General features: G+C 32.5%; 15 protein-coding genes and 2 pseudogenes. 16 read left to right on the top strand and 1 reads right to left on the bottom strand.

Annotated features, from left to right (window positions below; genetic code table 11):
• Positions 1 to 518 precede the first annotated feature (518 nt).
• The 10 genes and pseudogenes from AC4BC4_RS13385 (at position 519) to AC4BC4_RS13340 (ending at position 7628) form a co-directional block, all read left to right on the top strand.
• Entirely contained in the window at positions 519 to 800 is a 282-nt protein-coding gene (locus tag AC4BC4_RS13385; protein ID WP_490476023.1) for an uberolysin/carnocyclin family circular bacteriocin, read from the top strand.
• Positions 797 to 1063, top strand: a complete 267-nt coding sequence (locus tag AC4BC4_RS13380) for an uberolysin/carnocyclin family circular bacteriocin (protein WP_490476022.1) — start codon at positions 797 to 799, stop codon at positions 1061 to 1063. Before AC4BC4_RS13385 ends, AC4BC4_RS13380 begins: the two co-directional genes overlap by 4 nt.
• Before the next feature lie 172 nt (positions 1064 to 1235).
• On the top strand, positions 1236 to 2279 hold the full coding sequence (locus tag AC4BC4_RS13375) for a hypothetical protein (RefSeq protein ID WP_490476021.1): 1044 nt from the start codon (positions 1236 to 1238) through the stop codon (positions 2277 to 2279).
• A gap of 49 nt (positions 2280 to 2328) precedes the next feature.
• A complete protein-coding gene (locus AC4BC4_RS13370) occupies positions 2329 to 2757 on the top strand; it encodes a stage II sporulation protein M (RefSeq protein WP_490476020.1) in 429 nt (142 codons plus the stop codon).
• Entirely contained in the window at positions 2751 to 3356 is a 606-nt protein-coding gene (locus tag AC4BC4_RS13365; protein ID WP_490476019.1) for an ATP-binding cassette domain-containing protein, read from the top strand. Before AC4BC4_RS13370 ends, AC4BC4_RS13365 begins: the two co-directional genes overlap by 7 nt.
• A gap of 43 nt (positions 3357 to 3399) precedes the next feature.
• Positions 3400 to 3831: a hypothetical protein gene (locus tag AC4BC4_RS13360; RefSeq protein WP_490476018.1), complete on the top strand. Its 432-nt coding sequence runs from the start codon at positions 3400 to 3402 to the stop codon at positions 3829 to 3831.
• A 51-nt stretch (positions 3832 to 3882) separates the two neighbouring features.
• Positions 3883 to 4980, top strand: a complete 1098-nt coding sequence (locus tag AC4BC4_RS13355; protein ID WP_490476017.1) for an efflux RND transporter periplasmic adaptor subunit — start codon at positions 3883 to 3885, stop codon at positions 4978 to 4980.
• A gap of 26 nt (positions 4981 to 5006) precedes the next feature.
• A pseudogene (locus AC4BC4_RS13350) lies at positions 5007 to 5501 on the top strand (ABC transporter ATP-binding protein); the annotation flags it as partial.
• Positions 5501 to 6704 (top strand): annotated as a pseudogene (locus AC4BC4_RS13345) (ABC transporter permease). The pseudogenes AC4BC4_RS13350 and AC4BC4_RS13345, both read left to right, overlap by 1 nt.
• A 135-nt stretch (positions 6705 to 6839) precedes the next feature.
• Entirely contained in the window at positions 6840 to 7628 is a 789-nt protein-coding gene (locus AC4BC4_RS13340; RefSeq protein WP_490476016.1) for an alpha/beta hydrolase, read from the top strand.
• Positions 7629 to 7743: 115 nt separating this feature from the next.
• Here the strand turns inward: AC4BC4_RS13340 and AC4BC4_RS13335 are convergent, their stop codons facing one another.
• The gene (locus AC4BC4_RS13335; protein WP_490476015.1) at positions 7744 to 8391 is read right to left on the bottom strand and encodes a TetR/AcrR family transcriptional regulator C-terminal domain-containing protein; all 648 of its coding nucleotides are present in this window, start codon (positions 8389 to 8391) and stop codon (positions 7744 to 7746) included.
• A gap of 232 nt (positions 8392 to 8623) precedes the next feature.
• Between AC4BC4_RS13335 and AC4BC4_RS13330 the strand changes: the two genes are divergently transcribed.
• From AC4BC4_RS13330 to AC4BC4_RS13305, 6 genes are all read left to right on the top strand, one after another.
• On the top strand, positions 8624 to 10327 hold the full coding sequence (locus AC4BC4_RS13330; RefSeq protein ID WP_490476014.1) for an ABC transporter ATP-binding protein: 1704 nt from the start codon (positions 8624 to 8626) through the stop codon (positions 10325 to 10327).
• Positions 10327 to 12096 (top strand): ABC transporter ATP-binding protein, encoded by a 1770-nt coding sequence (locus AC4BC4_RS13325; RefSeq protein WP_490476013.1) that lies wholly within the window; start codon positions 10327 to 10329, stop codon positions 12094 to 12096. Before AC4BC4_RS13330 ends, AC4BC4_RS13325 begins: the two co-directional genes overlap by 1 nt.
• Before the next feature lie 557 nt (positions 12097 to 12653).
• A complete protein-coding gene (locus tag AC4BC4_RS13320; RefSeq protein WP_490476012.1) occupies positions 12654 to 14138 on the top strand; it encodes a helix-turn-helix domain-containing protein in 1485 nt (494 codons plus the stop codon).
• 615 nt (positions 14139 to 14753) lie between these two features.
• On the top strand, positions 14754 to 15860 hold the full coding sequence (locus AC4BC4_RS13315) for a tyrosine-type recombinase/integrase (protein ID WP_490476011.1): 1107 nt from the start codon (positions 14754 to 14756) through the stop codon (positions 15858 to 15860).
• 114 nt (positions 15861 to 15974) lie between these two features.
• Positions 15975 to 16637 carry a winged helix-turn-helix domain-containing protein gene (locus tag AC4BC4_RS13310; protein WP_490476010.1) on the top strand — a complete coding sequence of 221 codons (663 nt, stop codon included), beginning with the start codon at positions 15975 to 15977 and terminating at the stop codon, positions 16635 to 16637.
• 332 nt (positions 16638 to 16969) lie between these two features.
• Positions 16970 to 20998: a hypothetical protein gene (locus AC4BC4_RS13305; protein WP_490476009.1), complete on the top strand. Its 4029-nt coding sequence runs from the start codon at positions 16970 to 16972 to the stop codon at positions 20996 to 20998.
• Positions 20999 to 21003 lie beyond the last annotated feature (5 nt).

Here is a 21003-nt window from a genome sequence, read left to right as displayed (position 1 = left end):
TTTTTGTACAACAAAATAATCCAGATGCCAATCAATTTGACTGGTATCTGGATTTTTCGTTAGGACTTATGTCCCAAGCTCATTTTTTAGCCAAAATATACTTAAAACTAGGGATTAATCGTTGTGAACATCTCTAACTTTCTAAATAGTATTTTTAAATATATATTTAGTCAAAAATATATTGACTTTGCAATAGCTCTCGTTTATAATTAGATTAAATTTAGGTTGCTAATTGATTTGTTAATGATTAGATTTGTAGTTAGCAAATTAGTTTTATAAATATTTTTTTGCTTTTATAATTATTATAATTGACAAATAGCATAAAATAATTTTTGATGAATTGAGGTGTAAAATGTTTATTTTCTTATTGAAGGTTCGAGGTTCGCCTAGCATGCAATAGAACTTCAAATAGATCATCAAAGGCTAGAAATTTAATTTTCAATATCAATAACACCAGTTTATAGTGGAGATTCGATTTTTATGGTGTGTTTTTGGTGGTCGCATTAAAAAATTGCTTAATGAAAGGAAACATTATGAGTAAAAAAATTGCATTATCTGTGGCTAGTATTTTTATTCTAGCAGGTTCTTTTTCAACCTTAATACCACATGTTGCCATTACCTTTGGTTTGGCTGACACAACTGCTAAATCAGTCGTTAACTTTATATTATCTGCTTCAAATGTAGTTTCTGCAATAAGTTTGATTGGAATTATTTTCGGGGTTGGTGGTTTCTCTTTGGCAGCTGTTCAAACTGTGAAATATCTAGCTAGAAAATCTTTTGCTAAGGCGGTGGCATGGTGAGAAAAGTTTTATCTGTATTTTTAGTAGTTTTAGTCGGTTCGTTTTTACTAGATTTTAGTTCTCCATATCTCGTTGCAACAATGGGATTTGCATCAAAAACAGCGAACCAAATTGTATCAGTGATTAACGCATACGGTACAGCAAGCTTTGCGATATCTTTAGTTCTTGCCATTACTGGTGCAGGTGCCAGCATTAGTGCACTTGTTGCTACTGTGTATCAATTTATCAAGAAAAAAGGCCAAAAATATGCTGTTGCTTGGTAAGATTTAATAATATGTGAAAATCATCAAAAAAAAAACTGTTTTAATGGTTTTCACATATTATTAAAGTAATGAGTATCTTGAAAGGAGTACTATGTTTAGTTTTTTAGATTCTTTTTGGAAGAGGACTTATAAATATTATAATTTTCACATTATTTTTTTTGCATCGTTTGTCTTGGCTGTTTTTGCTGCGATGCTTCAGCGAGTAATGAATAGTCCTTTTGTAACTATTGTTGTATTGCTAAGCTGTATATTAAATTCAACTAAAGAAACAGATGCATATATGAATCTGAAAAAATTTAAGACTTTTCATTTTACAGATGAACATGTCTTAAAATTAGGTTGGTTTCTTTACTTTAAAAGAAATAAGTTTGTATGGGTGGGTTTATTTTATTCTGGTATATGTGTGATAAATTTTCCGTTATTTGTCGAAAATATTTCACTCATTATAATAGCTTCCTATATTTTATTTAGCAATCTTTCTTGTAATAAATGGAGTGAACGAATTGGAGAAATTCATTTAGTCATTTTAATTATTCTTATAACATTTGATTTGGGTTATTATTTTTCAGTTGCGATGAATGGTCTATTTTGTTCAGGGCTATGTATGTTGCTGATACCTGTTAATAAAGGAGGCGAAAAGAGTTATGTAAAAATTAGAAACAGACTTATTTTCGAGAGAACGCCTTTACTATTCAGATACTTTATTTTAGAACAGTGGAAAGCTAATTTGTGTTTGGTAGCTGTTTTTATTCTTCCTAAAATAATTATGCTTTTTCAAATTAAAATTTTACAAGATTGGGCGATAACTATTAACTTTACGGGTATTTTTATGTTATTAATCATTTTTGAACTAATACAAGATATTAATTTAGAGAAACATCATCTTGAATATAATCGATTACGTTTTTACAAACTTTCAAACTTGAACTTTTTTTGGAGAGTTTTTTTTTCACGCTATATGTCTTTAGGTGGATTTACAATTTTTCTTACGATTATAATAAACTTGTTTACTATTAAAATCATAATTATCCAAGTTCTTTTAGTCTTCTTGTTAGTCTTGTGGTACAAATTTTTTGAAGAAAAAGCTCTGTTGGACAAGCGCAAACCAACATGGCAGCTAAGTTACATTAGATGTTGGGCACCAGCAACTTTACTATTCTTAGTATCATTTGCTCCTCAATTAATTCAATTTGTTGAAAGAGTGAAAGGACGTTAAAAATATGTATAGGCTAACTTGGAAAGTTTATTTAAAGTATTTTTTATTTATGAGTGTTATTTATGTATTATTGATTAGTACATTCAAAGCACAAAAAGCAAGTGATTTTGACGAAACAATCGTCTCCAGTGTTCAAATTATTTCTCATAATTTCACCTTATTTTTAAAATGGCAAATTCTATTTATATTAAGTCCAATTTACTGTCTTTTTGAAACATTGGTGTTATCTTGGACAATTAAAACTGGAATTGTTACTTTTGGTTTGGTTCCAGCAATTGATAAGTTGTGGAGACATGGACTAATTGAAATTCCCAATATGTTGTTGTATCAATTATTGTCTTTTCGGTTGTTATATTATTGGTGGAAGAAAAAATCGGTTGCGGTTATAAAAGAATATGTAAAAGAGAACAAAAAAATTTATTCACTATCTGTGTTACTGATTATAGGTGCAGGAGTAATTGAGGGGATAGCATGGTAAAAATTACAATTAAAAAAAGTGAATTTAAAATTTCTGGGGAAAAGTTCTTAGAATTAGTTAGCGATTGTTCGATAAATAATGGCTTGTATAAATTGAACGGAGCTAACGGAAGTGGTAAAACGCTTTTTTTAGAATATCTATCTGGTTTTAGAAAATCAGAGAATATTGAAGCTGACATAGATACTAAGAAAATTTTATATCTTGGCGAATCAGGTATTGGTATTGAAGATTTAACCATTATGGAAAATATTAAATTAGCTTATTGGATTTTTGGCGCTAAGTTTACAGATGAAATAATTGATAAAATAAATACTTTGTATACGGAAAAACAGTTGAATAAAATTTATAGCCAATCAAGCTTTGGCATGCAATTGATGGTGGGCTTATCCCTGTTATTTGCTGAAATTGACTGGCAATTAATCATTTTGGATGAAACGTTTGCTGGGGTTGATGAAAAAAATAAAGCAATGATTGTACAAGAAGTGATTCGCAGAAAAAATGAAAGCATTATATTCTTAGTATCCCATGAACATTTTAAAGAAAAAATAGAATATGAAGAGGTATATATCATTGATCAAAAAATACAATTTAAACAATAAAAAACTGATTTTATCCCTAGGGCTTGTGTATATTTTTCTAAACTTGGTATTGGCAAAATTATTTGAGCAAAGTGACATTGCAAGAAAACTATTATCAGACCCAGATGTTAGTCGATTACTGGGAAAAAATTCCTATTTTCTAATTGCAGGAATGATTGCTTTAATGTCAGCATTAACAGCTATTTTTATGACTTTTATTTATAGAAACTTACTGAAGTTCATTTTCACTGAAAGCAAGTCGTGGGAAACAATTGACTTTTGTTATTTAATTTCAGTTATAGCTGGCGTTATACTTTCGCTTATCATTTTATCAATAAATAAAAGTATTGACATGTCAGTTCTTAGCAAAATCACCAATTTGACGACAGTTGCTATTATCAATGTTTTGTTTTATCTGATAAATAGAAAGATGAAAGAACAACTATTGGTTACGATTATTTCAGTCATAAATGCTAGTGTAATCGTTTTATTGTAAAAATAACCAAATGCCAAATAATGGTTTAGTAGTTAATTATAGGAGAAATAAATGAAGAAAAAAATTTGGATTACTCTAATAGTAGGTGCATGTTTATTATTCTTATTTGGATTAATCTTTTCTAAAAACGATGATGATCTAAGCTCTTTTCGTTATGAAATAGTAAAATTGAAGATGAGCGAACCAATTCTTTTTAAAGGAACCGTTCAGCCTAAAAATATAAGCAATTTCAATTTGGATTTAACATTGGGGAAAATAAGTAATATTTCTGTACAAAAGGGACAAGAAGTTAACGAAAATGATGTGCTTGCAACTTATCAGAATACAACTATTGAAGATCAAGCTGAAGAACAAGTTCAATCATTAGATAAATTGAATTTAGCAGTATTTAATGCACAAACAAATTATGATACAGCAGCTCAAAGACTTCAAGAATTGGAAAACGGTTTGGCGGATTTCCAAAATAAACGAACATCGATAAATTCAAAAAAAACAGAAGAAAATGAAGCAAAAAAATCCGAACTAGATACAAAAATAGAGGCAGCAAAACAAGAACTAAATTCTCAAAAAGATATTATTTTACAAGCGAAACAAGCTTTAGATTCGGCAAATATTGATTTATCCAGTGTAAATAATACTATTGAACAAACGAAAAAAAAGATTACTACAACGGTAACAGCTCCTCTTAAAGGGACAGTTTATATCAATGAAAAAAGAAAAATAGATAATACAGCGGAGTGGCATATTCACCTGATGAATGAAAATAAAACGATCGAAGGTACCATCTATGAAATCAATGATCTTCCAGATAAAGAAGTCGGAGGGCAACTAAACACAACTACAGAAAATAACTCGATGACAAACTTTACCTTTATGGTTAAACCCAAAGAAAATATTCATTATGGATTTAGTGTTCAAATTAGTGTGCCAACCAATATACTCGAAATACCGAAAAATACTGTCATAAAATCGGACAATAATACAACTGTTTTTGTCTATAAAAATGGAAAAAGCTACAAACAAAAAGTTCGGATCACAGAAACAGAAGCTAATTATATAGTAGAAGAGGGTTTAAAGGTAAATGATCAACTTATTTTAAATCCAGATACACATTTAAAAGATGGTCAAGAAGTGATGGTAGACAAATGATTAAATTATCTAATATCAATAAATATTACAAAAATGAAGAAGAATCATTAATCAACACAAATGATGATAATTTATCAAAAATTAGAAACCAAACCGTGGGCTTTATCTTTCAAAATTTTAGTTTAATTGAAAATAATACAGTATTTGAAAATATTGAATTGCTTCTTTTATATGGCGGTTATCAACTGTATCAAACAAAAGAAAAAGTGTTAGAAGTACTCACTAGAGTTGGTTTATCGGATAAAGATAAATATCCCAGACAATTATCTGGCGGGCAACAACAACGCGTAGCCATTGCAAGAGCCTTAGTCAATAACCCAAAATTTATTATTGCAGATGAACCGACTGGATCTTTGGATACACAAACTTCAGAAGAAATTATATAACTTTTTACTGAGCTAAATAAAGAAGATGGAACCACAATCATTATAGTTACTCATAATCCAGAAGTTGTTCCTTATTGTAATCGAATGATTCGGATTAGAGATGGAGCTATTATTGAAGACAAGGAGCTTGAATAATGAAGTTTTATATTAATTGGTGTTCTGCTTTTAATTCAATTCGGAATAACCGAAAACGAAGTTTATTGACAATGCTTGGAATCATTATTGGCATTTCATCAGTAATCACTATTTTAGCAATTGGCCGTGGTTTTGAAAGAGATACAATAAAAAATCTAACAAAATAATGAGTCAAAAAATATTGAAATTCAGCTGAATTTTACTCCTAATGACTATTCTCTTTATGAAACAAATACTGCTTTTTTTCAAGAGGCTGATTTATCAGTGATAAAAGGAATGGCTGATATCAAAGATGTAGGCTATTTGAAAATAGACGATAGTCAAATTTACAAAAATTTTTACATTAAAGGGAAGAAAAAAAGTAAACAGGTTGAATTATTATCTTCTAAAGGGAGAGAGTCTGAGTTTGGTCGAACATTAATAAGGCTGGATAATGAGAATTCTAGCAAAGTTGCTGAAATAGATTCAGTAACAGCAAAGGAACTTTTTAATAGTTCAGAAAATGCCTTGGGAAAAGGACTAGAGATTGATGGAGAGCTTTTTACGGTTGTAGGTGTTTTCTCAGGAGATGAACAAGATAATTTATTTTCTATGTCTGAAGTTAATATACAAGTCCCTAAAAAAAGCTATTTATATTATTTTAATGCTGAAAAAGATACTTCTTCTGTAACTGTTACATTAAATACTGGGGTTGAAGCAGATAAAGTCACAACAGATATTCTAACTGTGTTACAAGAGAAAGGAACTATGCGAAATTTTGGAGAATACGATGTATTCGATGCAAGTATGTTAACACGAGGAGTTGGAACGATTTTGAGTACTATTACATATTTTATAACTGCTGTTGCCAGTATCTCGTTGTTTATAGCAGGAGTGGGAATTATGAATATGATGTACATTTCTGTATCTGAACGAACAAAAGAAATTGGGATTAGGCGTGCTCTTGGAGCAACTCGTAAGTCCATTATGCTACAGTTTTTATTTGAAGGATTAACGTTGACTTTATTAGGTGGAATAATTGGTTATCTATCTGGAATGGCGTTTGCGTATATTGTTGGTTCAATGATAAAAGTTACAATATCTATTGATTTTTTTACGATATTTTTGGCAATTGGAGTATCTTCACTTATTGGTTTAGTTTTTTCAGTAGTTCCAGCATACGAAGCAGCCAAAAAAAATTTAATTGATATACTTAGATCTTAATGAATCTAGAAAAATGGAAGGATCCCAGTAATTAGTGGGCTTCTTTTTTTATACAAAATTTTTACCTTTTATCATTTAATCAAAATAATTGACTTAATGCTATAATAATAGAAAACAGAAAATGAGGGATAATAGATGGCCTTTTTGCAAGCAAATATTTATTCAAACGTGCTAGAAATGGAAGTATCGGTAAATGTTATTCTGCCTCAAAAAACGGAGAAAAAAATTGGTACAGCAACAAAAGGAAACGTTGCAGACGTTCCTGTGCTGTATTTACTTCATGGAATGGGTGGAAATCATAGCGTTTGGGAACGTAGAACATCGATAGAACGCTATGTTTCAGATTTGGGAATGGCCGTGATTATGCCTTCAACTGATCTTGGTTGGTACACAGATACACGTTATGAAATGAATTATTGGACGTTTATATCAGAAGAGTTACCCAATATCTGTCATGAATTATTTCCACAGTTGACAACGAGAAGAGAAAAAACTTTTGCAGTAGGTCTTTCGATGGGGGGCTATGGAGCGTTAAAACTAGGTCTAGCTAAACCAGAAAAGTTTGGAGCCATAGCCTCTTTATCAGGTGCTGTGAATCTTGCGGACCGGATGGAAGATTTGTTAGCAGTCAAAGGAAGAAATTTCTGGGAAGGAATTTTTGGTCCATTGGAGAACGTTCAAGGATCGATCAATGATCCAATGTTCTTGCTTGAACAACTTATAGCTAGTGGAAAAAATGCCCCGAATATTTTTCTATGTTGTGGTGAAGAAGATTTACTATTACATGGCAATAAAAAAATGGCGGCAGCACTGACAGCTCACAACATTGAGCATACCTTTGAGACAGGTCCGGGTAATCATGACTGGTTGTTTTGGGATACATGGATTCAACGTGTGTTAGAGTGGTTACCTTTAGATAAATAAATGAACAAGGATGTGAGACAAAAGGAATATTCACTTTTGTTTCACATCCTAAATGCAGAAAACGCTGGGAGCAGAAGAAATCTCTTCTTTCCCAGCGTTTTTTGTGTATTTATGATTAGACAAATGCATCTAAACCGTTTAAAAACACTCGCAATGTCTTCATGAAGAACTCTTTTTGCTTTGCTTTTTGGCGATATTGAATGCTTTCACTGATATTGTTTAACTTATGTTCTTGAACATATTGTTTCATCAAGATGATTTGTTTCTTCAAATAATCGTCACCAGCTATTACTTTATTGTAAAGTTTTTTCTCTTCAGAAGAATCCATTAGCATACCAAATAACAAGTGCTGTAACGAGGTGATGGTCATATAACTCAATTCGATAGAAAATCCGGCTTCATGAAGAATAGCAAGCATTGCATCAAGATTTCTTAAACGAGAGGGATAGGATGGGATCGTTTGAATTTCGATTTCGATGGCACATGGAAAGGACTGATACAATTCGTAATAATTTTCCATATAGGCATAGAGTGTCTCTTTCCAATTTTCTTTAGGTTCTGGCGGTATAAATCGGTTTTCTATTTCTTCAGCCATACTTTGAAGCAGTGCCTGTTTATTTTCTACATGCCAATAAATCGCTGGTGCTTGAATATCAAGCTTTTGAGCGACTTTGCGCATAGATAGCTTTTCTAATTCAGGATTTTCCGTTAATAATTCAAATGCTGCTCGAACGATTTTTTCTTTTGATAGCTTTTCTTCCAATTTTCTCATCCTTTTATATAAAAATGTAAGCTAAGTTCTTGAATTTTGCTTCTAAAAATGGTACATTGTGATGCGGCCTAATTTTACAGTGTTAAGTTTGTGAAGTCAATGAAAATGAATGTGTCTCATCCTTTGATTTATTTATAATAACACTAAATGATCGTTGATAGTTGCACAACGAATCAGACAAGGCTAGTTTTACAAAGAAAGTTGGGATTAAGTGAGTATCATAATGGAACATGTCAAAAAATACAAGCTGGAAGTGACCATAGCATTGTTTACCGTAATTATTATGGTTATGTCGGCTTTATGGCAGCCTAAGCTATTACAAAAAGTATTAGAAGCAATTATTAAAGAGGATAAAAGCCAAATGAAAGAACTTGGACTGTATTTGATTGGAATCGCAGGCCTTGGTTTGATTGCAGGTGTCTTTAACACGATTTATTCTGCTAAAGTCGCACAAGGTGTGAGTGCAGATATTCGTGAGGCAACATTTCGTAAGATCCAAACTTTTTCATTTGGAAATATTGAAGAATTTTCAGCTGGAAATTTAGTGGTTCGTTTAACGAATGACGTTACTCAAATTCAAAATGTGATTATGATCGCATTGCAGTCGTTGTTTAGAATTCCGATATTGTTTATCGGTAGTTTTATTTTAGCAATGATGACATTACCGCAATTGTGGTGGGTGATTATTTTACTAGTGATCGCTGTATTTATTATCACAGCACTCTCATTTTCTCAAATGGGCAAACATTTTGCACTTATTCAAAAATTAATCGATAAGGTGAATGGTTTAGCCAAAGAGAATCTTTTAGGAATTCGTGTTGTTAAATCATTTGTTCAGGAAAAAAATGAATTAGATCGTTTTAGTAAAGTAAGTGAAGAATTGACGAAGCATAATCTGATTGTAGGGACTCTTTTTTCTGTCATGATCCCATCTTTTATGTTAGCAGCTAATTTAGCCATTGTCGGCTCGATTTTCCTGGTTAGTAATTTAGTAAAAGATGATCCGACTTTAATCGGTGGAATTGCGTCATTTATGAGTTACTTGATGCAAATCATGATGGCTATCATTATCGGTGGAATGATGATGATGATGACGTCTCGTGCAGCGGTTTCAATCAAACGAATCAAAGAAGTGATGGATACAGTTCCAGCTCTTACTTATAAAGATGTACCGGAACAAAATTTAGAAGGTAGTGTGGTTTTTGATCATGTTAGTTTCCGTTATCCAGGCGATGATACAGATACGCTGAAAGATATCTCATTTTCGATTAAGCCTGGTGAAATGATAGGGATCGTAGGAGCTACAGGAGCTGGTAAATCGACTTTGGCACAATTGATTCCTCGATTATTTGATCCCTCAAAAGGTACGGTAGAAGTTGGTGGTGTAGATTTGAAAGAGGTCAATGAACGTAGCTTACGTAAAACAGTCTCATTTGTTTTGCAAAAAGCAATTCTTTTCTCGGGAACAATCTCAGAAAATTTACGACAAGGAAAAAAAGATGCTAGTGAATCCGATATGTCTCGTGCAACGGAGATTGCGCAAGCCAAAGAATTTATCGAAAAATTAGCACTTCAATATGAAGCCCCTGTTGCTGAACGTAGTAACAATTTTTCAGGAGGACAAAAGCAGCGTTTATCTATTTCGCGAGGAGTAATAGGTGATCCTAAGGTTTTAATTTTAGATGATAGTACAAGCGCCTTGGACGCCCGTTCAGAAAGATTAGTAAGAGAAGCGTTGGATAATGATTTGAAAGAAACGACAACAATTGTTATTGCACAAAAAATTTCATCTGTTGTTCATGCAGACCGTATCTTAGTCTTGGACAAAGGACAATTGGTCGGCGAAGGTTCGCATGAAGAGTTAGTTAAAACGAATCCTATTTATCAAGAAATTTACGAAACACAAAAAGGGAGAGATGAAGAGTAATGACTGATTTAATTAGAGCAAGTAAATTCTTTTTTCATTATTTAAAACGTTATAAACTCACATTCTTTTTCATTTTTGTGACGATTGTGATGGCCACTTATTTTCAAGTAAAAGCACCTCAATTTGTTGGGGAAGCAATCCAAGAATTGGCTAATTACGTGGGGGCCTTATCTCAAGGAACAGATGATAAATCTAAATTTATCAGTGTGATTTGGAAGTTATTAATGTTCTATGTTTTAACGAGTGCGGCAAATTTCATTTACAGCATCCTATTTACCCAAGTTGTTGGAAAGTCAACAAACCGTATGCGTATCGGTTTATTCAATAAACTAGAAAAGCTGACAATCCGCTTCTTTGACTCTCATCAAGATGGTGAAATTTTAAGTCGATTTACTAGTGATTTAGATAATATCCAAAATAGTTTGAACCAAGCATTGCTTCAAGTATTGACCAATGCAGCCTTATTTGTTGGGATCTTGATCATGATGTTTCGTCAAAATGTTCAGTTAGCATGGGCGACGATTGCCTCAACGCCAGTTGCCATTTTAATTGCGGTGATCGTCATCAGCAAAGCACGTAAATATGTTGATATCCAACAAGATGAAGTTGGAAAATTAAACGGCTACATGGATGAAAAAATTAGTGGACAACGTGTAATCATTACAAATGGTTTGCAAGAAGAGACAATAGATGGTTTTCTTGAACACAATCAAACCGTACGTAAAGCAACATTCAAAGGTCAAGTTTATTCAGGTCTATTATTTCCAATGATGCAGGGAATGTCCTTAGTAAATACAGCTATTGTGATTTTCTTTGGCGGTTGGTTGGCACTAAACGGAGATTTAGAAAAAACTGTTGCTCTGGGGTTAGTGGTAACATTCGTTCAGTACTCACAACAATATTACCAACCACTAATGCAGATTTCGTCTGGCTATAGCATGATCCAATTAGCGATCACAGGTGCTCGCCGTTTGAATGAAATGTTTGATGAACCTGACGAAGTCAATCCAAAAGATGGTAAAAGGATTGATGGTATCAATGAATCAGTTACGCTGAACCATGTTGACTTTGGTTATGATCCAGAAGTACCTATCTTAAAAGATGTTTCGATCAATGTTAAAAAAGGTGAGATGGTTGCTTTAGTTGGTCCAACGGGTTCAGGCAAGACGACCATCATGAATTTATTAAATCGTTTTTATGATGTGAACAGCGGTTCAGTGGCATTCGACGGAGCAGATATTCGAGACATCGATTTAAGTAGCTTGCGAACGCATGTTGGAATCGTTTTGCAAGATTCTGTCCTGTTTTCTGGAACGATTCGTGCTAATATTTCATTTGGAAAACCAGAATCTACGAATGAAGAAATTATTGAAGCAGCCAAACAAGCGAATATCCACGAATTTATCATGGCGCAAGAAAAAGGCTATGATACAGAAATAACTGAAGAAAATAATATCTTTAGTACGGGGCAAAAACAATTAATCAGTATCGCGCGTACAATTATTACTAATCCATCATTACTAATTTTGGACGAAGCAACCAGTAACGTAGATACTGTAACAGAAGCAAAAATTCAAAAAGCAATGGATGAAGCGATCAAAGGAAGAACAAGCTTTGTTATTGCACATCGATTGAAAACAATTTTGAATGCAGATCGAATCGTTGTTTTAAGAAACGGTGAAGTGATCGAAGAAGGAAATCATCATGAACTATTAAAACAAGATGGTTTTTATGCGGAGTTATATCATAATCAATTTGTATTTGAATAAAAAAAATGGATTCCTCTTTGTTTCATAGGAGGGTCCGTTTTTTTTTTAGAAAATAGCTGATATGAAAAATAATGAGTCACAGCTAAAAATATAAAACTAGCTGTTTATTTTGGTACTCGGATATGATTCTCTAAAATTATTGCAAAAGAAACGACAATGAATAAAACAAAAGTTGGAAAGTACATAAAGCAAAGAAATGCCATAATAATAGCTTTAAAAGAGATAAAAGGTACGATTTATCGAACGGAAATAAATTGAATCGTTAAGTGATGAAGTGAGTTAGGAATAAAAATAAGTCCAAATTTTGATAGTTGTGTGGTGTTTTACATAAGGTAGAAAAAAAGATGAACGAAAAAATAAAAAAAAATTTATGCTAAAAATTAAATTAAAAAAATATTTATAAAGTATATATTTGGGAATTTGTCGAGTAAAACGACCAACAAAATAAATAGTTACCCTTAATAATCCCTTACAATGAGAGTTGATAGTATGAGATATTTCCATTTTTTGAACTTAAAGCAGTAGTTGCCAATTAATTTAGGAAAGAAGGAAAACTTTTGGAAGAGGATATATTTGAATTGTTAGAAGAAAATAATAAGTTGATACTACAATTAATCGATATTATTTCTGAAAGTCATCGATGGTACAGTGTACATGAATTAGGAATAAGATTAAACGTGGTCGAAAGAACAATTCATCGCTATATTTATCAATTAAAAGAAAAGATTGATGAATACAATAAGACAAAAGAATATCCTATTATTCTCCGCTATGAAAAGTTTAAAGGAATTCAGCTTGATATGGTCGTAAACAGTAACTATACGGAATTTAAGATGTATGTCTTTGATTTAGATGGACGAATAAAAATTTTAAAAAAAATAATGTTAGAAGATTCATTCTCAGTAAGAAAATACGCAATAAAAAATTTTAAAAGTGAGAATTCAATTCGAGAGAGTCTGAAGAAAATAAAAAATTTTTTGAATATATATGATATTTGTCTGTCTAGAGGTGAATTTCAATTTATTGGAAAAGAAAAAAATATCAGAGGAATGATCTTTATTCTAAGTTGGGTCCTTTTTAAAGGAGAAAAATGGCCATTTGGAGCAATTGACTTTAAAAAAGCACATCAAACATTAGACTTGTTTTCAGAAGCATTTAACTTAAACTTATCAGAGATTCAAAGAAAACAAATGAGTTACATATTAGCAATCAATCTTATACGAGTAAGGAAAAACCATATTATTGAATTTGAACCTGAATGGCAAAATTATGTTGATCTTCAAAGTGTTCTAAAAAAAGTACCATTCTCCAATTATATTACTGAAAGTTATCAAATATCAGAAGCGTCAGAGCTATATTTTTATATCTTGTTACTTCAAATGAAAACAAAATTTTATGAATCTAAAAATTTAAGGTATCAAATTTTCATGTATCATAAAAAATGTCAATCCGATATTTATCTAGCAACGAAATATTTTATCAATAAATTTAGTGAAACCTTTTTTCCAATTCCTTATCGTGCTCAAAATCATTTTTTTGTAACCAGTTTTTGTGCTCATTTATTTTGCAAAGTATTCAATCCGATGCCTGTTGACTTAGATGGCTACCATGTTTTAAATGAACCTGAGTATAATTTTCCCAATCTAAAACAAAAGTTAGAAACATTTATTGATGAGCTATATCGAGAAACGAAAAATGATTTATTTTTAGACAAAGAATTTCTTTTACAGAAGTACATGCTTTTGTTTTCATCTATTAAACCTCTTAATTTATATGAACCCGTCATAAAAATCTACTTAGTAACGGATTTTCCATCGATCATAAAAGAAAGTATTAAAGAAAAAATAAGTGATTATTTTAGTTATGAATTTAACATCGCTTTCACAAATGAACAAACAAAACAAAGACCGGATATTATTCTAACGAATATTCCAAATCTGTTTGAAGTACAAAAATTCAGTATAACACAATCATATACGTTTGACTTTCCAATAAAAGAAAGAGATTTGGTCGAAATAAGGAGAAGATTAAGTGCTATTTAAAGACTAAAATAGCACTTAAATCATATAAGACTTAATTTTATATTTTTTTAAAATATAAATAAAATCTGTCTAATTAAAAGACGGAATATTGTGTTTTTTTTATTAGTTTTTAGCTTATGATTGAAGAGAATTAGGTTAAATAAGCTCAAAAAAAGTGGGAAACATGATGAAAAACTAGAAAATCAATGTTGTTTTACACTTGAAATTTGTCTATTTAACGTTTTTTAGTGTGCATCAAAAGCAAAAAGAAATGAAAGAAAGATTGTGCAGCTAAAATAGCTGACTTGTAAAAATTTATGTTTATTGAACTTGATGTTTTGAAAAATAGAGGAATAAAACTTCTTGTTTGTAAAAAGAACAAGAAAGAGTATTTAAGCTTAAAAAAAAATAAATATTAATAAAATTAGATTTATTTATAAATTCAATGATATATGTTTAATAAATATAAGTCAACACTAATTTTATTTTTTTATATTTTTAATAAAAAAGATAAAAAAGTATCTTTGTAAATTTTTTTTATCTATTCTTACTGTTGATTTTTGCTTTTCTTTGTCTAATTTGAAAATCAGCCGTCAAAACGCCGTCAAAAAATAATAGCAAAAAGGTGGATTATCTATGTCTAAAAAAGGTGAAAATATTTATAAAAGGAAAGATGGACGTTGGGAAGGACGGTATATCAAAGGTAGAAAACCTAATGGTACTATTCATTACGGATATATCTATGATTATTCGTACAAAAATGCAAAACAAAAACTAATTCTAATGAAATCTTTCCATCAAGAAAACTATGGACAAAACTCACTGCCAATCTATTGTGGATCATTAAATCAGTGGGCTGCACACTGGTTAGAAATTGTAAAAAAACGGGTAAAAATCAGCACTTTTGTAAGTTATACGAATAAATACAGACAGCATATCCAACCTTCTTTAGGTGAGATAGCTCTTGCTGATTTGACAACTGAAAAAATAAATCTCTGGCTTCGACAACTTGAAACCAAACTTAGCATCAGTTCAACTCGTGTAATGTTGCAAGTTTTAAGGACCTGTTTAGAAGATGCCGTAAAAAAAGGATTGATCACAAGAAATCCTTGTAAAGGTGCAACTATTCCGAAAGCAGAAAATAAAAAAGTGCAGGCTTTGACCAAAATAGAACAAAATCGTTTATGCAAGAGTGCACGCAGCAACGAGAATGGACTTCCGGTCATATTAGCATTAGAAACAGGTCTAAGAATTGGTGAAATCTCTGGTTTAAAATGGAAAGATATTGACTTTTCTTCGAAACTACTTCATGTACGTCGAACAGTTCAACGAATCCAATCACTCGATCCCGTAAGTCAAACGAAAACAATTATTATTGAGCATAGCCCTAAAAGTTCTTCTTCGGAACGAACAATTCCCTTATCAACCAACTTGTATCAACTATTGAGAGAGAAAAGAAAGATGGCTATTGGGTCACATGTTTTTGGAGATAGTTCACCTTGTGAACCAAGAATAATCTTGTATTGGTTCAAAAAAATCTGTCAGGATGCTTCGCTAAAAAACATACATTTCCATGCGCTCAGACATACATTTGCTACAAGGTGCCTTGAAAAAGGCGTTACGATCGTGACAATAAGTGCATTGTTAGGGCATCATTCTTCAAAAATGACTCTAGATATTTATCTCAATTCATTTTTGAGTGAAAAAAGAAAAGCGATTCGCTTAATCAGTAGCAAAGGCTAGTAGAAACGCCGTCAAAACAGCCGTCAACTGTCGAATATCATGTGTTGTAACAGCCGAAACAATACATTTTCTTGTTCTTTTTACAAACAAGAAATAAACAAAGGAGCGACTCTGTTGTTAAAACTAGGAATTTTAACGGATCAGTATACGTCTAATAATGAATTAATCAATATTTTCCAATCAAGTGATTGTGAGCTATTACAAATAAAAGAACAAAGCCAATTGACTTTGCTAGATGGCCTTGTCATTGAAATGAATGGAGAAAATCGTTTAGTTGAGACTATTGATTGGCTTATTGCTTCTAATAAAAATCCAAGTGCGTTTGTATGGATTTATTCAAATACCCCCATAGAAAATGAAAAAAAGATACTCTTTGAATTAGGTGCAAATGATGTCATTACGTCATTTGCTGATCTAAACAAGTTATCTTATATAGTAAAAAACACTTTTTCTAGAGTACGGAATAGAGCATCGGATAGATCGCCTAAAACGAAACATTCATTCTTGAATGAACGAAATCAAACTGTTTTTGTCAACGGTAAGGAGAAGCAGTTGACGTTAATCGAATATCGTTTATTTAGTTACTTGTATGAACGAGCAAATGATACTGTTAGTTACGAAGAATTATGTGAAAAATTATGGAATAGTAATAGTGAAGAGAACAGATTTCGTTTAGCTAATCTTATTTGCTTTTTAAGAAAAAAAACAAATAAAAGTGATCAATTTTCCATTAAAACGACTCGCTCTAAAGGATATGTTTTGAAGCTGAACGATTAAACAATCGTTTCTATTCATAATCTATTTTGCCGAACCACGTATAGTTGAGCGGGGTTGGGACAGAAGTGTTTAACTCCGAGAAATAAGAAAGAACTAACGAAAATTGCGCTTCAAATTTTTGTGAATATCAACTTATTTAAGAAGGAGTTGCTTCTGCTCCTACCGTTTATTCGGATTCCTTAAGGCAAAGGTATAACTCGTAGAATTATGTTCTTGCCTCGCTAAACTACAAAAAAGAGTGTCTATAACATTTATTAATAAAATGGAGGTGATTGTTATTGGGTAAAAAATCGTTCATTAGCCATTTAATGCTCAAATAAGGAGGGGAAAATTTGAAAAGTAAGCATAAAAGAAATATGCTGATCGTTATTTTGGGTATTCTTTTAATAACATTAGTTTTTTTAAAGTTAAATGAAAGTAACATTTCTGCAGAAGGTACTTTCAAAACAAATCATAACACAGAGACTTTAAATAATTCAATTAAAACGATGCCAAAAGGAATAGCCATACGTTCAATTACGGACTGGAATAGTGCGATGTCAGATACTACAGAAGTTGACTATTATTTGGATATTCCAACATTAACTATCACAACTACAGCAACAGTTAGTACAAACAAGCACATTGATCTAAATGGAAACACATTGAATTTTTCAGGAAATAATGGAAAATTACTTCTAAAAGGTTATGCAAGCTTTACAGACTTTACGCTTTTCAGTTCAGCTGAAGAAAAAGGCAAAGTAACATCTTCTGGTCATACCTCTAGATACTACAGAGGACCAATATTTGATGGTAGGGCAGATAACACAAGTGCTTCTAACCTTGCTACAGATGGACAAAATGCAAATTTGATCGTTACATTTAAAAATTTGAATGTGGATTCATCTGATGAATTCGCCTATTTATTTTTGGCGAAAGAAGTTATTTTTAAGGGGAAAAATGATCTCTATACAGAAGGTAAAGGTGTAGTGGCTACCAATATTACGATGTATGGTAATGAAAATGACCCAAATGATCCTGAGAATGCTGATATTTATTCCACTACTGGAACAAGCACGAACAATCCTAGTGAATATGCTTTTTACTATGGACCATTAAATTTTGCGCTAGCGCCCAATTATGGAACAAACAATAGTTGGGATAAGCGTGGATCAGAAAGTGCTAAATTTTTAGTGCAAAAAAACGCGAAAGTATATGCTGAAAATAACGGAACCGCCACAAATGTACCTTATCAAAATGTTATTGCTAACTATCGTCACATAGAAAACAACGGAACGCTCAGAGCGATTGCTAAAAATTATGGAAGTGCGTTGAGAACAATAACGAGTAATGGTTCAAATGCACAAACACCACACGCAAGCATTAAATCAGCCGAAAATTCTGTGACAGAAATTTCTACTTTAGGAAAAAATGCCAGTTATGGAGCTATATTTTCATACAAAATGGATTTAGTTGTTGATAATCCGGAAATTTTTGATATTAAATATTTTGGCAGAAATCAATTCTTCTATGCCTATGATTCAGGATCAAGAAGTACGGTCAGTGTGAAAAATATGAACCATGCTGTTTGGGACAACAACTCAAATGGGGTTGGGAATCCTTCAAATATTTGGCAAGGAGTTTCAACCTTTGAGATAACCGGTTTGCATACAACGAATCGTGGAACCGTAACGTCTTCAGATAACGACATGCAAAGCAAATTTAATTTTAATCAGTACAGTAGATGGGCAAATGATATATTACTTCCTGTCGTAATAGTGGAAAAAGAAATTAGTCTTGTAGACGATACCTATGAAATTCCCAATAACAAAGTAGGGTTATCTGGTCATACAGATTATAAAATGCCGGATGGTTCGTATGTAGACAAACAAGCAATAAATGCAGAATTAACTCTTACAGTAGGGGCTGATACGTATAAAACCACAACGGATGATGAAGGTAATTGGCATTTTTCTGAAGTTGATTTTAAAAAATATGCCGGTGGTACAACTGGAAAAATCCAATTAGTTGATGATGATTTGAGAAATGCCACTGTTGAAGTGAAGTTGATTGATAAACTCCCGCCAACAGCAAAGCCAGTAAGTCAAAAAACAACGCTAAATTCAGTAGAAGGGATCCCGAGTGATCCTAAACAAGTACTAACCGATATATCGGATGAGACAACACCGACTAATCAACTAACTGTGACTTGGAAAACAACAGAACAAGAAAAGCAAGAACAGGTCAAGTCCGTTGGCTTAAAAGAATTGGCTGTAATCGTTACGGATGCTGCAGGTAACTCTGCCACAATCAATGTTCCATTATTAGTAATTGATTCACACACTGTTGTTGGGACAAATGGAGCCGTTAGAGGAAAAAACTTTGTAGCTGATTTAGCTGACTGGAATGAAGATACTGCAAGAGCAACAGTCATCGATAAAGGAGAAGCTAAAGGCTACTTGTTAGCTGCTGATAGGATTACTGAGGTAACAGAAAATGCCGACAAATTTACAATAGACATTAAAGACGTGGGCAATAAAATGGATATACCCTATCCCATTACTCTAATTGCTGGAGATGCTAAAAAAACAATCACAGTAACTTTTAAGGATACCCAGCCACCAAGTGCTAAAAGTAAAGTCACGAAGATAAATTTAGGTGATAGCGATGCCATATTGAATGGAGACTTAAAACAATTTGTAACTGATTTGAACGACAATTCGACACCTGTGGAAAAAATTCAAGCAGAGTTGATCGATCCTCAAAATATTGAGGCATTGGTTTCATCTATCGGGGTGAAAACTATTCAGATTAAGTTTACTGACGAAAGTGACAATGCTTCAGTGATTACCACACAAATTTTTGTTTACGATGAAAACTGGATTCTTGGCGCAACAGGAGCAGTTACCGGAAAAAACTTTATCACAGATCAATCAGATTGGTCACAACAAACGATTCGTGAAATCGTTATTGAACAAGGAAGCGTAAAAGGATTTGATATTTCTGGTGAACAGGCAATAGATATTACAGCAGATTCATCCAAACTATCGATTGATACGTCAAATGTAGGAACTGAGCAAGGGAAAGCATATCCAATTATCTTAGAGGTAGGAGATGCTTCAAAAACGATCACGGTTACGTTTAAAGATACTCAACCACCAATAGGAACCGGTAAACTAACAATTATTAATCTGGACGATAGAGCAGCAATCAATGATGTGACCGACTATACAGTATTTTTAAGTGAATGGAGCGATAACGTAACGTCAAAAGATAATATCAAAGTGACGCTACTTCCAGATCAAGACATTCCAACTTTAGTATCTAAAATAGGTTCAAAGAGCTTTAAGCTGCAATTAACAGATGAAGCTGGAAATAGTGCTGAAGTCGATGTGCCGATTTTTGTGAAAGATCCAGATGCAGAAGTTTCAAAAGATAAATTATATGTTTTAAATGGAAAAGACTTTAGTATCGCAGCCAAAGAGTATCCAACGTCTAGCGACGATTTAACGAAGCTGATTTTGGATAAAGGACACATTACGTTACAGGATGCAAAGACGGGTGAAAATCTACCTATTTCAACTATCAAGATAGACAACGGTACTTTGCCAGATCCTGAAGAGAACAATTCGATTGTATCAGCAGGTAACTATGAAGTGACATTGTCTTATGGTCAAGGAGATTCATTCGTTAGCAAAAAAATAATCGTGACAGTTTTAAAGAGCGTTGCAACCGTAACGGTAGAGTTTCTAGATGAAGAAGATACAGTTATTTTTGATCCAGTAGTTATTGAAGGAACAATAGGTCAAACGATTGATTTAACAATCAATCAAGAAGTGATGAATGCACTCGAAGCTATTCAAACTAAAAAATATATTCTTGATCAATCGCCAAAAGACGAAACCGCTATACTCGTAACAGAAGAAGGAAAAGTCGTACGATACAAATTTAAAGGGACTTTGTTTATTGAATCAGCACCAAGTACATTAGATTTTGGCATAAAAAGCGTGGGGATTTTCTCAACGAAAGTAGACAAAGCATCCTATGATAAACCGTTGATTATTTGGGATAACCGAGAAAATCTTAGTAAATGGACTTTAACAGCGACGCTTCAAAGTCCATTAACAAGTCAAAGAGACCAAAGTAAGATTTTACCAGATGCGATCCGCTATAAAATAAATGCACAGGATAATGTGGTACTTTCTATGAACAATGCTCAACCAATAACGACTCAGACACACCATTCATCTGGTCAATATAGTATCAGTGAAGAGTGGGATAAAGGAGAATCTGGCTTTATGTTAGAAATTCCTGCTGGCGGTATTCGACGATTAGGGGAGTATCAAGCAACCATTTTGTTGCAGCTAGGTGATACACCTTAGATACA

This window comes from Enterococcus sp. AMC1086, assembly GCF_058216575.1.
The sequence above is the reverse complement of the archived record's forward strand: the minus strand, read 5'-3'. Positions and strand labels throughout refer to the sequence as shown.

Excerpts from the sequence above, each read along its gene's own strand:
- AC4BC4_RS13330 (WP_490476014.1), top strand. The coding sequence starts at position 8,624 with ATGGAACATGTCAAAAAATACAAGCTGGAAGTGACCATAGCATTGTTT.
- AC4BC4_RS13370 (WP_490476020.1), top strand. The coding sequence starts at position 2,329 with ATGAGTGTTATTTATGTATTATTGATTAGTACATTCAAAGCACAAAAA.
- AC4BC4_RS13365 (WP_490476019.1), top strand. The coding sequence starts at position 2,751 with ATGGTAAAAATTACAATTAAAAAAAGTGAATTTAAAATTTCTGGGGAA.
- AC4BC4_RS13340 (WP_490476016.1), top strand. The coding sequence starts at position 6,840 with ATGGCCTTTTTGCAAGCAAATATTTATTCAAACGTGCTAGAAATGGAA.
- AC4BC4_RS13385 (WP_490476023.1), top strand. The coding sequence starts at position 519 with ATGAAAGGAAACATTATGAGTAAAAAAATTGCATTATCTGTGGCTAGT.
- AC4BC4_RS13355 (WP_490476017.1), top strand. The coding sequence starts at position 3,883 with ATGAAGAAAAAAATTTGGATTACTCTAATAGTAGGTGCATGTTTATTA.
- AC4BC4_RS13325 (WP_490476013.1), top strand. The coding sequence starts at position 10,327 with ATGACTGATTTAATTAGAGCAAGTAAATTCTTTTTTCATTATTTAAAA.
- AC4BC4_RS13315 (WP_490476011.1), top strand. The coding sequence starts at position 14,754 with ATGTCTAAAAAAGGTGAAAATATTTATAAAAGGAAAGATGGACGTTGG.